We start from the raw sequence: 13,970 nt of genomic DNA on the forward strand, positions 1-13,970 counted from the left end.
GAAAATCTTTTTACTCATTATTTTCTCCGTCTCCATGTTTCTCTAGTTGTGTTACATAATTATACAAAAAAATACCCTATAGGTAGACTTTTTTTAAGTGTCTACTCTATAGGGTACATTTTACTTTATTCCATGCGGAGTATTGGCTTTTTTTTATTATCAAAAAAACATAGGAGGTCATGACAAATGGCAAGAAAGGAAGCATTAAAAGGACTTATTGAGGAAAAACAGGGGGAATTGTCGGCGATTTTAGACCAACAGGCGGAAAATGTACGACAATATAAGGTACTTTGGGAGGAAAGAAACGTTTGTTTAGACAGTGGCCACACGTTAAAGGCTCACGAACTAGAGGGAAAATATTATCACCTGCGTGATGTTGTCGGCAAGAAACTTGATAAAAAACGTATTGAAATTGATAACGAAATTGAGGAATTACAAGCGGAAGCCTACCGCCTAAAGAACAAGCTGAAATTAGATACAGGTATTTTAGACCGTCAACAACAGGAATTACAGAGGTTGGAAAAGGAATACCAGGACAAATTGGCAGAACAGCAGAAAGCTATTTCAGATACTGAATTTACCTTGAAACATTCAGAACAACGCATTTTAGAGTTAGAGGGAAGCGAGTGATGAATGTAAATACACTTGAAGCAAGAAGACAGTACCAAAGGGCATACCAAAAGAAATGGTTACAGAACCCCGAAAATAAAAAAAAGCATAAGCAAAGCCAAAAGAAATGGCGGGAAAAGAATAAAGAAAAATTGAAGCAGAATAGTATTAATTTTTACTCTCGCTTAGCAAAGGAGCAAGAGCAATGAAAATAAACGATTTAAGGTCAACAGAAGTAATTGAAATAGTTGAAAGTGAGCCTGTTTTAGAGATTGTCACCGAACAGGAACAGAGTACAGATAAAGCATATCTAGGCATGATAAATAATGCCCTGGTGGGGGTGGGAAAGTAATGACATTTGAAGAAAAAGTAAACCAATTTTTAAACGTCACAGGCGATATAGAGCAACTAGAAACGCTTTTATTTGAACGGTCGGCGGAATTACTTCAACTTATAGCATTCATCAAGGAAAAAGGACTGGAAGCAGAATACAGAGCAAGAATAACAATAGCGAAAGCAAAAGCAGTACCACAGATGAATAATGGGTGAATTAGAGTAATAAGCAGTAATACAAGTTGAAAAAAGATTTTATTGAGAACAGATAAAGGGGGTGGGGCGGATTGCTCCCCCTCATTTTTGAAAACGATACCCCATGACATGGACTTTGGAGGTGTAAACATGGAAAAGACGGTATGCGGAGCAACTACAAGAAGCGGCACATCATGTAAGAAAACACCGTTGAAAAACGGAAAATGTCGGCTTCATGGTGGAAAAAGTACAGGACCGAAAGACAAGGAAAAGCACCGCGAAAGCCTAAAAGGTAATAAAAATGCACTAAAAACAGGCGAATATGAAACAATTTCATTTGATACTTTGTCAGAGGAAGAAAAAGAACTGTATGAGCGAGTTTCGACAGACCCAGCTACGCAAGTAAACGGGCGGTATAAAATTCTTGAAATAAGAACTTTTCGACTGATGAAACGCTATGTGGACGAGTTGAAAAAGAAAAAGCCTGACGAGGAACTACTTGAAAGCCTTGAATTTGCTTTGACACGCACTGATGCAAGGGCGGTTGATTTAATTAGGGAAAATCGTTCGTTGTCAGCTGAAACAACTGATAATGATAATGGTTCTCTAGGAACTTTGGTCGACATCATGGCAGACCTACGGAAAGAGCGGATACGTCCATAGTAAACATTTAAAGGAAATAAAATTACTCTTGGGAAAATACAATACCTTTCCTTTTTAAATTTTTGATAGGGTTAAGATTTTTAGAAAATAGAGCATTCGTTCACTTAAAAAAAATGAACATTTCCCAATATATTTTATGTAATTTAAAATTAAAAGGAGATGTTAGGAAATGAACAAACGTATGGAAAAAGAAAAAAAGCGATTGGTGAAGCGTCTTTTGCATGGAGCTACAGTTATAGAAGGTGAAGTTGTATTAATACAGAACTTTCTCTTCCCAGAAGTACCTACAAGCATTTTAGAAATTATTGATAAAATTGTGGTCGATAAAGAAAAGGAAAGGCAGAAGGAAAAAGAGAAAAATGAAGTTGTTCAATCAACTTAGAAAAATCTAAATGAATACCATAATTAATTCTAGTGGGTCGATTAGTTCGACTCATTTTTTTATTTGGAATTCTATTAATACATTCATAGGATAATGGGTTATTAATGCTTTTTAGGAAGTTAAAAACAAGTAAAATCCTTTGATATAGGTGTTCTTGTGAGTTATTAATAAAGTCTTATACATAGGAGTTTACAACGAGTACGAGAGGTCTTATACTCATTTTACAAATAAAGGAAGGAGTGGTGAAGTGGAAAAGGTTTTTGGTTATGTACGTGTCTCAACTGAAACACAAGCTGAAAGAGGTTATGGTAAAGATGTTCAAGAAAATGCCATCAAGGAGCATTGCAAGGCAAACGGACTAGAGCTTATAGAGGTTTTTCAAGATTTGGGAGTGAGTGGGACATTAATCGACCGAGATGGACTTACAGACTTGTTATCTGCTCTTTCAGAGGGTGAAGTAAAGCGAGTTATTGTAATGAATACAAGTCGTTTATGGCGGGCAGACAATGCTAAGGTAATGATTAAACGGCAACTAATGAAAGCTAATGCCGAAATAAATAGCGTAGAGCAACGTACATATTCTATTTACGATAAAGATCCTAATGATTTTCTAATTAATGGAATGATGGAATTGCTAGACCAATATGACCGCTTAAGTATAAACATGAAGCTGGCAAAAGGCAGGCGTCAAAAAGCTAAAGGTGGAGTAAAAGCTTGTGGTAATGCTCCCATAGGTTATAAGTGGAAGCATGAAGGAGTGAAAAAACCTATTGTGGTAATTGATGAAGAGAAAGCACCAATAATTAAAGAAATATTTAAGCAGTACCTAGAGAACAAATCACTTGCAAAGGTTCAAGGTTACTTGAAAGAACATGGCTTTAAAACTCAACAGGCAAAAGATTTTTCAACTATGGCAATTAGAAATATATTGACCAACCGTTTCTACATAGGAGAGGTAAAACATTCTGATATAAACGTAAAAGGTAGCCATGAGCCATTAATTAATAGAATTACATTCGGAAAAGTGCAATCCCAATTGAAAAGGAACATACGAAAGGGGGCATAGTTAATTGAAATCAGATTTTGAGAGTATGAAGAAACTTCCTAGAAAGTCTTCTAAAGATTATTTGGAACTTATGCATCTAGCACTTGAAATGAACGATAAAGAATGGTTTGAAGAGTTGGCGAAGGAAAGAGAAAGAATTGAAAAAATAGAAGAAAAGATAAAGCTTGAATTAGGTTGGAAAGAGGATGAGTAGATGGAGATAAATAATTTTCTAAGCTTATTTGATGAATATATAGTAGCTCCAGGGTTCAACAGGTCTGATATATCACAGTGGTTTAATACCAACAAGCATAAAGAGATTAATAGAGGGGTTTATGCAATATTAAATTATAAACTTGAAATTTTATATATTGGTTCATCAATAGATTTACGGAAAAGACTTCCTGAACACCTTTATCAGGGGAAACTTTCAGGTTATTTTCAAGAAGTTTTATTAATTGGTATTAAGTCCGTAGATGGAGATGTTACTATCCTTGAAAGAAAATATATCAGAGAACTAAAACCAAAGCTCAATAAGTATAGGTATTAATTGTTGAAAGGATAATACTAAGCCTCAGCTCTCTTCTCGAAAGAAAGTTGATTTTTTTTGCTAAAAATAAAATTCCATAAATTACAATTTAAAAAATGAATTAACTTTACAATAGATTATTATGTACGGACAAGCAACGTACGAGATTGGTTGCTATGAACTTTTTATCCTTGCACCATAATTACCCTTTCCTTTGTGTTTTCATTGTCAAAATGAAGTATCTCGTGGCGAAAAAAACGGATATAAAAATTAGGCTTAATAAAGGAATACATCTTGTAATTAAGTACTTAATCTATCAACCAATAACCACTTATAACTTATAAACTTAAAAACCTTGTCACCTTAAATTTCAAAAATTAAGGAGATGAGCTCATTGTTAGCAAATGTAAAGTTAGACAAATTGGTATTAGAATATGGCAACATACCTCTTAACTTTTTTCATGCTTTAGAGGAAGAAGGAGAAATTAGCAATATTAAGAGTACTGAGGGTTTCCACTATCACCGTTGCTTACAGATAAGTAAAAAAAGTAACGCATATATTAAATTTTATTATCAGTCAAAATATGAGATTTGGAAACCGTTTGGAAAACTCCGCTTAGAAACACATCCGAAATATTTAAGTGAATTTTCAACATTACTAAAAAAACTAAAAGAAATAAGTAGAGATATTTACTTTGTATCTACGGATGTTGCTTTTAATATTCCACTACCTTTAAACAATATATTTGTTACATCAAATACTGGAAGGCAAATGAATATATTTCAAGGTACAAGATATTTTGGTGGTAAAGGTCAACGTAGAAAACATGGATATTGCCGTATATATGATAAAAAGGAAGAGTTAGCAAGCAAGGGTATTGTTATAAATGATGAGCTAACAAGAGTGGAAATAGTCTATAAACCTACTAGACCAATAAAGTTAGAGGAATTATTAATAGAACCCCCATCATTCAATAAATTATACACTGGAACAATAATTAACCTAGACAATCAACTTACACCTATATATAAAGCTATATTAATTTGTTTGCTGAGCGGTAAGATGGCAATTAATGAATTTTCTAGACATTATAGAAGGGTTTTAAAAAAACAACTAGATAGCCAAGAGCAAATAGATTTTGACCACGTGCTTCAAAGTGCTTGGGTTGAACAGATATCAACAATAAAAGGTATTTTATTAGGTGAGTCAAATGAATGAAAATAATAGACTATGTTTATCCAAACACAATGAAGCGGAACTAAAAAAGGAAGAAGCTATCAAGGCTCTTGCACATTTAATAAAAAAATATGCTGGTGAGTTATTAAAGGCAAAAGACGATACTAAATCTTCCAGCTAGGAGGTATATTACAATGGAAAAAAGAGAAAGAGCAGCCATTTATATAAGGGTTTCAACAGAGGAACAAATACAAGGACATTCCCTTGAAGCACAGGAGAGTATGTTGAAAGAATTTGCTGAAAAGAAAGGGTTTGAAATATATGATGTATATAATGATGGGGGTTATTCTGGAAAGAATTTTGATAGGCCTGAAATCCAAAGATTATTTAATGATTTAATGAACGATAGAATAGATATAATTTTAGTATGGAAAGTTGACCGTCTCTCTCGAAATAATACAGATGTAGTTTCACTGATTGATAATGAATTAACACCAAGAAACAAGAAATTAATAATTACCTCTATTGACATGGATTCATCCTCACCAACAGGGCATATGTTTATCTCTTTACTAAGTACATTTGCACGTTACGAAAGAGCAACCATTATAGACCGAGTTAATGCGGGAATGCAAAAAAGAGCTGAAAAAGGTTATTGGAACGGTGGTTCAATTCTAGGTTATGATTCAGTAGATAAGCAATTAATTATAAATGAGCAAGAGAGTGCAATTGTCAGGGAAATATTTAAACTTAGGGCGGACGGAAAGGGCTATAAATTTATAGCAAATACATTAAATACTAGGGGAATAAAAACTAAAAAAGGGAAAAATTTTAGTATTCCAGCAATTAAGCTTATTGTGAATAACCATATATACATTGGAAAAATGGTTTGGAAAAAGCATCAAGAATGGAGTACAAAGAGAAGAGCGGGAAAAGTAGAACCAATAATTGTTGATGGTGTCCATGAAGCTATTATTGAACAAGAACTATGGGACAAGGTACAGGGGATAAACGAGTTTCAAAAGAAATCATTTACTTCTAATAGAAATTTTAATGGTAATTTCTTTTTAACGGGGTTATTAAAGTGCCCTAAATGTGGTGCTGGTACTGTAATGAGTAAATCAAAAAAGAAAAATAGTGACGACTACCATCTTTATTATATGTGTCAAGCATATCACAATAAGGGAAAAGCAGTATGCGGTACGAATTTAATAAAAAAGGAAGAAGTTGAGCAAAAAGTATTAAATGAAATATCATTTTTAGTGAATAATGATGATATTTTTAATGATTTGTTAAATGAACTAAATAGTGACAATGATAAAGAAAATGAGGTATTCAAAAATGATTTAAGGTTTATAAATAGACAACTTAAAAAGTCATACGATAAACGGTCAAAGCTAGACAATGATTATTTTGAAGGTCATTTGATAAGTAGCACTTACAATCGTTTAATGAGTGATTTACAAAAGGAAATTGAGAAATTAGAAAGAGATATAAAAAAAATAGAAAGCGAGATTATTAGCAATGAATCATCAATAAATAAGGATGAAGTAATTTATACGCTGAAAAATTTCAATAAATTTTTTGAGATAGTTAGCGACGAGGAAAAAAAGTTGCTTGTTAGGTCGTTAATAAAAGAGATACACATGGATGAGAACCGGAAGGATGTAAAGGAGATAACCTTCTGGTTTTCTTCTGCCCCTAGTTTACCATCTAATAAAGTCAGCAGAACCGTACCATAAGTGAATGATTCTCTCGTTCGCAAGCAAGTGTATGTAAAACGTGAGGAATAATCATGTCAGGACTAAATGTGTTAGCTTCTTAGCTAGGTCGAAGTAATGAACTGGCACATAAGCTTGTTCAAGTAGAATATCATGATGGTATGGTAGAAATAGTTACCGGGAAAAGAGAAGCACTTAACAGCTCCACAACTAAAAAGAGTTAAAAACGCTTATAAAAACATTAAAAGCTAATTTTTTGTTCAGTCAGGATAATCTTATTAGAAGGAATATCCTGACTGAACAAATACAAATTACAGCACTCTAAGTCAATTGTAATCACATTTGCTATTAGCTTTTATTTCTTAACAACCGGAATCCACATTTCACCATATATTAAACCGTTTCGCTGCTCCATCTCAACACTTGCGTTTGGTCCACCAACATAAGCGATATTCTGTACTTCTGGTAAGACTTGACCAAAGGCAATCCCAGTAAGTTTATTGCTTAGCTCCTCAGCTGTCAGTGCTTCTCCTTTGACAATTAAATAGAATCCTTTAGGAAATTGGATAACTCTAGATTCCTCTTCTGGTAAGGTTTCCTCTGACATGACACCGGCATAATGCATCATTTTGTTATTCACTGCCTCATTAACAGCAAAAATATAGTCATTTGTAGCGAGTGCTTTTAAAGTGTTAAGTCTTCCATCTTGTTTGACAGCTTCCCAGAAATCTGACTTTTCTTTATTTATACCAGCATAGTCTGTATAATCGCTTTTTAGCTCAATTCCCAAACCTAAAACCGTAAAGCTTTCTTTTTCTTCTAAAGTATACTCTGCCATATTCAAAACCTTCCTTCTTGAAATTTTTCAAATGACTTGTGTTTTCATTTGATGTGTTTATAATAACCTTTAATCATGTCAAAAAATGATACTGTTTAGGAGATCCTTTATGAAAAAAGTTGAACGGATTAATACTGTTATGCGCTATATTAATAATCGTGCCCATTTTACAATTTCTGAAATCATGCAAGAATTTAATATCTCTCGTTCAACAGCTACCAGAGATATCAAAGAAATTGAAAGTATGGGAATGCCGCTTGTTGCTGAGGTTGGAAGGGACGGAGGATATTATGTAATGAACAACTCCGTTTTGCCTAATATTCACTTTACCGATAGTGAAATCAAAGCTCTTTTTATTGCCTTCATGGCAACAAGAAATCAACAGCTCCCATATCTTAAGAGCAGACAGTCTTTGGCTGAAAAGTTACTTGGCCTTCTTTCAGAAAATCAACAAGATGATTTAGTGCTTTTAAATCAAATTTTACTGTTTGAAGGAACCAATCCTCATAATCCTGATCTTCTTGATTTATCAGATCTTCCACATCCAACATTGGAGAAACTTATCCAAACACTACTTTTGGATAGCTATTTACTGATTACCATTAAAGAGGAGAAGGAAATAAGCTCTTATCCAATTTTTCTCCTGCATCTGTACCGTGAAAAAAGTCTATGGATAATTGAAGGCTTTGATTTAAAAGATGAAAAGAGGAGAATTATTCCTGTCGACAATCTCACCAATGTAGAGCCATATCCTACAAAAAATAGAGTAAGTAAGAAAAAGATTTTAGAAAAACTACATAAACAGCAGGAAGTATACAACATTGTCTTAGAACTTGGTCCAAGGGCGATTGCACAATATAAAAAATACCATCCACTAAAGGTATCCATTTCTTATACGAATCCTTATCAAACTGCAGCTATTCTAAAGGTTTTTATTAACGTTAAAAACCCAGAGGAATTAACTGAATGGACAAACTGGTTGCTTTTTTTAGGTAGAGATATCAAGGTCAAGGAATTGCCTGAAGAGGTTTTAGATGATTTGCGAGAGAGATTATGGTTATTTGATGCATAAGCGGTGCTAGTACCTATATCTAAGTCGGAGAATTGTACCACAATTAAACATTAGCATTGCCTATGGTACTTTCTTAAAAATAAAGAGGGCATCTTAGAAGGAGTTTTTCTTAAAAAGTTCGCAGTATATAGTATGTAACGTTATCTCGATAAATTAAAAGGCTTGAGCCCCTTAGAATTTCAGAGGTCAAGCCTACTGACACTAAGTCAGTTCTTAATCATCTACACGTTTTGCTCTAGACCGTTTAAACCCGCCGTCCTGCCACAGTTGAAACAAATAGATGATTAACGAAAAACCGACCATCATAGCGACAACAGCTATTGTAGGCAAACTCGATTTACTTGAAACCATTCCTAGCCGTTGCCATATTGGGTAAACTATGTACATAAATCCCCCGTCCAAAAGGATATTAACAATCAAATATATCCAAAACTTCTCATAAGTAAAATGAAATACCCAGATAACAATCACTAAATAGGCTCCATATACCCAAGGAACCGGAATGATTTTATCCCATCCGAACAGACTAGAACCTGTCTCATTCCACCATCCATAATGATGAGCCGCTTGATAGGCCAAGGTATGAATAACGGTCATAAAAAGAGCGACCGGCATGTATCTGCGGACAGTATCCATTTTCAAAAAAAACAAGGAAAGCCAAGGCACTATCAAGAGTGACCAGAGGATGATCTGTTTCATGTTTATTTAATACCTCACACAATAGTTTTATGATTAGTGTTGCTCTCGGTTCTTATATTTATTCGGATGCATCCTTTAAAAGTAACTAAAATATAATTGTGATTCCATATATAATGGAATCTATACATAACAAAAATAATAACGCTAGTTTCCATGAATAAGTATGTTTCTATTTATGAACAAATATGCTCTAATAGGGATAGATAATAGTTCATACAGATGTGAGTAGTTAAAGAAGTGAGGAATTAATGGTGAAAAAATTCAAGAAGTTTTACTTAGAGATTACAAGTGTATGTAATCTTGCATGCAGCTTTTGTCCGCCAACAGAACGACAGAAGCAATTCATTTCTGTGGAGGATTTTTCTAAGCGATTAGACCAAATTAAACCGCACACAGACTATATTTATTTACACGTAAAGGGTGAGCCGCTGCTTCATCCTAAAATAGGCGATTTGTTAGACGTAAGCCATGAAAAAGGGTTTAAAGTTAATATTACAACAAATGGAACATTAATTAATAAAAAGAGAGAAAAATTACTAAATAAGCCTGCGCTAAGACAAATGAATTTCTCACTCCATAGCTTTGATGGCCATATTGGTTCTAAAGATAAGGAAGGGTATGTGAGAAGTATTCTTTCCTTTATTAAAGAAGCTACGAGCCAATCTGATATGATAGTTTCCCTGAGATTATGGAATCTCACTCAAGATAATACGACGAATTTGGAAAGAAAACGAAACAGAGAGTTGCTTGAAATTATTGAGAAAGAATTTGAGTTAGACTTCAAAATTGAAGAGAAGGTCACACCAGGAAGTGGTGTTAAACTAGCGGAACGCATCTTTATTAATCAAGATTACGAGTTTCAGTGGCCTGCATTACATGAGGAAGAAGATGATGGAAAGGGCTTTTGCTATGGTATGCGTAATCAAGCAGGTATTTTAGCAAACGGAACGGTTATTCCTTGTTGTTTAGATGGTGAGGGAGTTATTAACCTTGGTAACATTAATGATAATTCATTTTCTGATATTATCGAAATGGATAGAGCAAAAAATCTTGTAGCGGGTTTTTCACGAAGAGTGGCAGTAGAGGAACTCTGCAGAAAATGCGGATATCGTAAAAGATTTGGAAAATAGAGAGGCAATTGAGCAGGAGGTAGTGAGTTAGTTAGATAACTCACTACCTCCTTTAGATTTTATAGACTAAAAACAGGTGAATATATTTGGAAAAAATAATGTTTCCTGTATCCTCCAGCTCCAATTGATTAATAATAAAATCAATTGGAGCTGGAGGAGTGGAACACAATGACTGTCAGTGGATTAAAACAAACCTATCTTAAAGTATCTGGTATCAACTTATACTGTGAATACATATTGAATGATAAACCACCAATTCTTTTGATCCACGGCTTTGCATCCTCAACTTATACGTTTCGACGCATTGTACCTTTATTGCAAGAGCATTATTCTGTCGTTGCTGTTGACCTCCCTGGATTTGGGAAAAGCGAGAAATCGACTTCGTTTATATACAGTTTTCAAAATTATGCGAAGCTAATGTTAGAATGTATGGAACAGTTTGGATACTCTAATGCTCATATTGTTGCTCATTCGATGGGAGGTCAAATAGCGCTTTATATGGCCATGATGGCTCCTGAGAAAGTTAATAAATTAGTTTTATTATGTAGTTCTGGATATTTGAAACGGGCGAAAAAACCGCTCGTTTTCACTTCATATTTACCTTACTTTGAGAAGCTTGTTTATCATTATATTCAAAGAAGGGGTGTCATACATCATTTGAAAAATGTCTTTTTTGACCAAACATTAATCAATGATGAAATGATTCGAGAATTCGGTAAACCGCTGGATGATATGGGATTTTATAAGGCTTTAATCCGACTCCTGCGACATCGTGAGGGAGATTTACTGCCAAAACAGCTGAATGATATACAAGTGCCAACATTATTGATATGGGGCGAGGAAGACCGTGTTGTTCCAGTGGGGGTAGGAAAACGCCTTGTTAGTGATTTACCCGATGCACAGTTAATTACCTATGAAAAGACAGGACATTTAATTACAGAGGAACGTCCAGAGCTTGTTTTTAAGAATATCATGATGCATATAAACTGATAAAGGCAAGTTAATGTAAAAAAGGTGCTTGATTAAGCACCTTTTTTGTTAATTCATTAAGATAGTTTTTCTTTGGCTGCTTCATAGTAAGGGTCGCCAACCTCTAGAATAAATTGCAGAATGTCTTCTGCTGCTTTTGTATTGATAAAATTGCGTTGACTAACAATCATTTCATTTAGTTTCTCACCATTATTTTCAAGTAAACTTGTTAACGTATATTTAATTTCCTTTGGTTTTTTACAGACTACGCCTAAATTAAAGTTCTCTGCAAAGGTTGGATTATCCTCTTCCTGACCTGGCAATGCTCCCGTAATAATAAGTGGCGTATTGGTAGCTATTGCTTCAAACATGACGTTAGGACTTCCTCTAGTAAAGGCAATATCTGCTGAAAGCATGAGATCTTGGATGTTTTTCGTGAAACCATAAATCTCTACTCGATCACCATATTTGGCCTTAAGGGACATTTCCAGCTTGGTTTTTAGATTGAGATTTTTTCCAGCTACTATTTTAACGTTACAATCAAAATGGTTCAGTAAATTGTCAGCTATTTTCTTCATATTACCAACACCTTCACCACCGCTCATAATTAAGCATGTTAAAGATTGGCCTTTTTTATAAAATTTACGATGATTATAACTTTTAGGGAAAAATCGGGATCGGACAGGAAAACCGGAAACCTTTATTTTCTCATCTGGAATCCCAAATTCAATGCATTTATTTTGAGCTTCAGAGGTAGGGCTGATAATATAGTGTGCTCTTTTGTCTGCCCAAAGAGGAAAAATATTCACAAGATCAGCAATGAGAGTAAAGAAAGGAATATGAATATCCTGCTTTTCTAAAATATTTAAGATAGAACCATTAAAGTTAGGATGAACCGATAAAATCATGTCTGGTTTTACATCTTCCAGTAATTTTAGAAAATTATCTCTAATTAGTGATTCAATAAAATTGTCTACTAGATGGGGCTTCAGTGCAGATAGTTTCCAAATCATTTTCCAAAGATTTTCAGAGTTTCTTGTGATAGGGCCATAGGATTGACCAATTTTTAAAAGCAACCGTTTACCGAGAGAAAATCCATCTACTACAAAAATTTTCACATCATTATGAGATTGAACTTTTTCACACAATGATTCTGTGATGCTTTTATGCCCATGTCCTGTAATATCAGAGGAGATTATCAGTAATGTCTTTTCCATAGAATCAGCCCTTCTTTAAGATTGCTGTATTTTTTAATTGTTTTATAACTTGCTTATATTGTTTCAAGGAGTACAGTGTACCGATAAAACAGTCTCTAATCTTGTGATCGGATGATACAGAAAGGATGGCAAGAATGGGAAAAAACTTATTGGTACGAAAACGCAGATCCTTCCAATAGACCAAATATCCATTCTTTCTTTTAAGAACAAATGGGTATGCATATTGGGTGCTAGAAAGAAAATCGGAAATAAGCGGGTGGCTTTTACTGTCTGTGACTATTTTTGGATATTCTATTTTCTTTACAAGAGAGTGATCGACCTTAAGACTGCCATTTGAGTAAACTCCAAATAAAAAGTCTTCTTTCGTCTCAATGATAACGTCCCAATGAAACAAGGAAATACGTGGGATTAATTTAATTCGAATAGAGTGATGAAAATGCAGATGCAACGTTCTCTTAATTAAAACGGTCGACAGAGTTCGAACAGCAAGATATAGAATAATAAAGATATAAATAATTAAAAACACTTTGCCCATTTCATAAAACGGCAGCAGGCAAAAGCCCAGCAAATGTACGAATAGGATAGTAGGATCTACTAATGGAATGGAGTCAAAGGCAATCCACTTTTTCGAGAAGGGCAGTAAAACTTGAGTTCCATGAACATTGAATAAATCAAAAAGCACATGCAAAATAACAGCTAAAAATGTCCATAAAAGTAAATGAAGAAAGGAAGATTCCGGGAAAAAGGCATAAATAATACCTGAAACAGCGAGACTCCATAATGGCAATGCTAGGAGAGAATGGGATAAGGAACGGTGATTTCGGATATAACTTCCTTTGCCCTTCATACGATAGATGAAGTCAAAGTCAGGAGCATTTGAACCAATTACTGTTCCAAACATAACAGCTTGTGACAGGGCAGGTTGATTAGCAATAACAGGATCAATATGAGCAAGGGCAGCTAATCCAAAACCCATAATAATGTGAGAACTTGTATCCATATAATCACTCCTTATCATTTTTCAATATAAACCACTTTGTATATAGGTAAGTCCTCTTCATTATATTTGGTATGTGTTCCTTCATTCGTGATTTAATGTAAAGATTATGTAGAGATTCTGTATGAAAATGGCTTTTTAAAGATTGATAGAAAGTAAGGATAGTATTTCAAACGGTGAGTCTATGATTTTGGATTGATAAAAGGAGTTAAATAGGGGAAGGCAGAGGTTACAATCTTTTTACTTGTAAACCGCCTGCCTTTTTTGAAAGATAAGAAAGTATAAAAATTTGGGTCTACCACAGTCATTTAAGCTGTGGTATTTTCATTTTATGGAGACCAATATATTGAGAAGAATATTTTTTGATAAACACCAACATTGGGAAGCTTTCAAA

The 13,970-nt window shown here is 34.2% G+C and carries 19 protein-coding genes; 15 read left to right on the forward strand and 4 right to left on the reverse strand.

Annotated features, from left to right (window positions below; all coding sequences use genetic code 11):
- The first annotated feature begins 186 nt into the window (after positions 1 to 186).
- The 12 genes from M3600_RS27075 (at position 187) to M3600_RS27130 (ending at position 6,675) form a co-directional block, all read left to right on the forward strand.
- Positions 187 to 630, forward strand: a complete 444-nt coding sequence (locus M3600_RS27075; RefSeq protein WP_251648281.1) for a hypothetical protein — start codon at positions 187 to 189, stop codon at positions 628 to 630.
- Positions 627 to 818 (forward strand): hypothetical protein, encoded by a 192-nt coding sequence (locus tag M3600_RS27080; protein WP_251648283.1) that lies wholly within the window; start codon positions 627 to 629, stop codon positions 816 to 818. Before M3600_RS27075 ends, M3600_RS27080 begins: the two co-directional genes overlap by 4 nt.
- Positions 815 to 961 carry a hypothetical protein gene (locus M3600_RS27085; RefSeq protein ID WP_251648285.1) on the forward strand — a complete coding sequence of 49 codons (147 nt, stop codon included), beginning with the start codon at positions 815 to 817 and terminating at the stop codon, positions 959 to 961. Before M3600_RS27080 ends, M3600_RS27085 begins: the two co-directional genes overlap by 4 nt.
- The gene (locus M3600_RS27090; protein WP_251648287.1) at positions 961 to 1,158 is read left to right on the forward strand and encodes a hypothetical protein; all 198 of its coding nucleotides are present in this window, start codon (positions 961 to 963) and stop codon (positions 1,156 to 1,158) included. The genes M3600_RS27085 and M3600_RS27090 overlap by 1 nt, the downstream gene beginning before the upstream one ends.
- A gap of 129 nt (positions 1,159 to 1,287) precedes the next feature.
- Positions 1,288 to 1,800 (forward strand): HGGxSTG domain-containing protein, encoded by a 513-nt coding sequence (locus M3600_RS27095; protein WP_251648289.1) that lies wholly within the window; start codon positions 1,288 to 1,290, stop codon positions 1,798 to 1,800.
- Positions 1,801 to 1,969: 169 nt separating this feature from the next.
- A complete protein-coding gene (locus M3600_RS27100) occupies positions 1,970 to 2,182 on the forward strand; it encodes a hypothetical protein (RefSeq protein WP_251648290.1) in 213 nt (70 codons plus the stop codon).
- A gap of 247 nt (positions 2,183 to 2,429) precedes the next feature.
- Complete coding sequence (locus M3600_RS29295; RefSeq protein ID WP_251648292.1) at positions 2,430 to 3,248, forward strand: recombinase family protein; 819 nt, start codon at positions 2,430 to 2,432, stop codon at positions 3,246 to 3,248.
- A 4-nt stretch (positions 3,249 to 3,252) separates the two neighbouring features.
- On the forward strand, positions 3,253 to 3,441 hold the full coding sequence (locus tag M3600_RS27110; RefSeq protein WP_251648294.1) for a hypothetical protein: 189 nt from the start codon (positions 3,253 to 3,255) through the stop codon (positions 3,439 to 3,441).
- Entirely contained in the window at positions 3,442 to 3,777 is a 336-nt protein-coding gene (locus tag M3600_RS27115) for a GIY-YIG nuclease family protein (protein ID WP_251648296.1), read from the forward strand. It abuts the gene before it with no gap.
- A gap of 373 nt (positions 3,778 to 4,150) precedes the next feature.
- Entirely contained in the window at positions 4,151 to 4,975 is an 825-nt protein-coding gene (locus tag M3600_RS27120; protein WP_251648298.1) for a hypothetical protein, read from the forward strand.
- A complete protein-coding gene (locus tag M3600_RS27125) occupies positions 4,968 to 5,114 on the forward strand; it encodes a hypothetical protein (protein WP_251648300.1) in 147 nt (48 codons plus the stop codon). Before M3600_RS27120 ends, M3600_RS27125 begins: the two co-directional genes overlap by 8 nt.
- 13 nt (positions 5,115 to 5,127) lie before the next feature.
- On the forward strand, positions 5,128 to 6,675 hold the full coding sequence (locus M3600_RS27130) for a recombinase family protein (protein ID WP_251648302.1): 1,548 nt from the start codon (positions 5,128 to 5,130) through the stop codon (positions 6,673 to 6,675).
- Positions 6,676 to 7,009: 334 nt separating this feature from the next.
- On the opposite strand, the gene M3600_RS27135 is transcribed toward M3600_RS27130, so the two are convergent.
- On the reverse strand, positions 7,010 to 7,492 hold the full coding sequence (locus M3600_RS27135; RefSeq protein ID WP_192486402.1) for a GyrI-like domain-containing protein: 483 nt from the start codon (positions 7,490 to 7,492) through the stop codon (positions 7,010 to 7,012).
- A gap of 109 nt (positions 7,493 to 7,601) precedes the next feature.
- On the opposite strand from M3600_RS27135, the gene M3600_RS27140 reads away from it, so the two are divergent.
- Positions 7,602 to 8,564 carry a helix-turn-helix transcriptional regulator gene (locus tag M3600_RS27140; protein ID WP_251648304.1) on the forward strand — a complete coding sequence of 321 codons (963 nt, stop codon included), beginning with the start codon at positions 7,602 to 7,604 and terminating at the stop codon, positions 8,562 to 8,564.
- 213 nt (positions 8,565 to 8,777) lie between these two features.
- Here M3600_RS27140 and M3600_RS27145 read toward each other — a convergent pair whose 3' ends face one another.
- Positions 8,778 to 9,263, reverse strand: a complete 486-nt coding sequence (locus M3600_RS27145) for a hypothetical protein (RefSeq protein WP_192486409.1) — start codon at positions 9,261 to 9,263, stop codon at positions 8,778 to 8,780.
- Between the two features lie 251 nt (positions 9,264 to 9,514).
- On the opposite strand from M3600_RS27145, the gene M3600_RS27150 reads away from it, so the two are divergent.
- Positions 9,515 to 10,393 (forward strand): radical SAM/SPASM domain-containing protein, encoded by an 879-nt coding sequence (locus tag M3600_RS27150; RefSeq protein ID WP_251648306.1) that lies wholly within the window; start codon positions 9,515 to 9,517, stop codon positions 10,391 to 10,393.
- A gap of 168 nt (positions 10,394 to 10,561) precedes the next feature.
- A complete protein-coding gene (locus M3600_RS27155) occupies positions 10,562 to 11,383 on the forward strand; it encodes an alpha/beta fold hydrolase (protein WP_192486411.1) in 822 nt (273 codons plus the stop codon).
- Between the two features lie 56 nt (positions 11,384 to 11,439).
- Here the strand turns inward: M3600_RS27155 and M3600_RS27160 are convergent, their stop codons facing one another.
- Together M3600_RS27160 and M3600_RS27165 are read right to left on the reverse strand one after the other, a co-directional pair.
- A complete protein-coding gene (locus M3600_RS27160; RefSeq protein ID WP_237942173.1) occupies positions 11,440 to 12,579 on the reverse strand; it encodes an MGDG synthase family glycosyltransferase in 1,140 nt (379 codons plus the stop codon).
- A gap of 4 nt (positions 12,580 to 12,583) precedes the next feature.
- Entirely contained in the window at positions 12,584 to 13,579 is a 996-nt protein-coding gene (locus M3600_RS27165; RefSeq protein WP_237942171.1) for a metal-dependent hydrolase, read from the reverse strand.
- Positions 13,580 to 13,970 lie beyond the last annotated feature (391 nt).

Source organism: Niallia sp. MER 6, from assembly GCF_023714395.1.
Taxonomy (GTDB): domain Bacteria; phylum Bacillota; class Bacilli; order Bacillales; family Cytobacillaceae; genus Niallia.

Coding starts and splice junctions, on each gene's coding strand:
- M3600_RS27075 (WP_251648281.1), top strand. CDS start 187: ATGGCAAGAAAGGAAGCATTAAAAGGACTTATTGAGGAAAAACAGGGG.
- M3600_RS27085 (WP_251648285.1), top strand. CDS start 815: ATGAAAATAAACGATTTAAGGTCAACAGAAGTAATTGAAATAGTTGAA.
- M3600_RS27090 (WP_251648287.1), top strand. CDS start 961: ATGACATTTGAAGAAAAAGTAAACCAATTTTTAAACGTCACAGGCGAT.
- M3600_RS27095 (WP_251648289.1), top strand. CDS start 1,288: ATGGAAAAGACGGTATGCGGAGCAACTACAAGAAGCGGCACATCATGT.
- M3600_RS27100 (WP_251648290.1), top strand. CDS start 1,970: ATGAACAAACGTATGGAAAAAGAAAAAAAGCGATTGGTGAAGCGTCTT.
- M3600_RS27115 (WP_251648296.1), top strand. CDS start 3,442: ATGGAGATAAATAATTTTCTAAGCTTATTTGATGAATATATAGTAGCT.
- M3600_RS27125 (WP_251648300.1), top strand. CDS start 4,968: ATGAATGAAAATAATAGACTATGTTTATCCAAACACAATGAAGCGGAA.
- M3600_RS27130 (WP_251648302.1), top strand. CDS start 5,128: ATGGAAAAAAGAGAAAGAGCAGCCATTTATATAAGGGTTTCAACAGAG.
- M3600_RS27135 (WP_192486402.1), bottom strand. CDS start 7,492: ATGGCAGAGTATACTTTAGAAGAAAAAGAAAGCTTTACGGTTTTAGGT.
- M3600_RS27140 (WP_251648304.1), top strand. CDS start 7,602: ATGAAAAAAGTTGAACGGATTAATACTGTTATGCGCTATATTAATAAT.
- M3600_RS27145 (WP_192486409.1), bottom strand. CDS start 9,263: ATGAAACAGATCATCCTCTGGTCACTCTTGATAGTGCCTTGGCTTTCC.
- M3600_RS27155 (WP_192486411.1), top strand. CDS start 10,562: ATGACTGTCAGTGGATTAAAACAAACCTATCTTAAAGTATCTGGTATC.
- M3600_RS27160 (WP_237942173.1), bottom strand. CDS start 12,579: ATGGAAAAGACATTACTGATAATCTCCTCTGATATTACAGGACATGGG.
- M3600_RS27165 (WP_237942171.1), bottom strand. CDS start 13,579: ATGGATACAAGTTCTCACATTATTATGGGTTTTGGATTAGCTGCCCTT.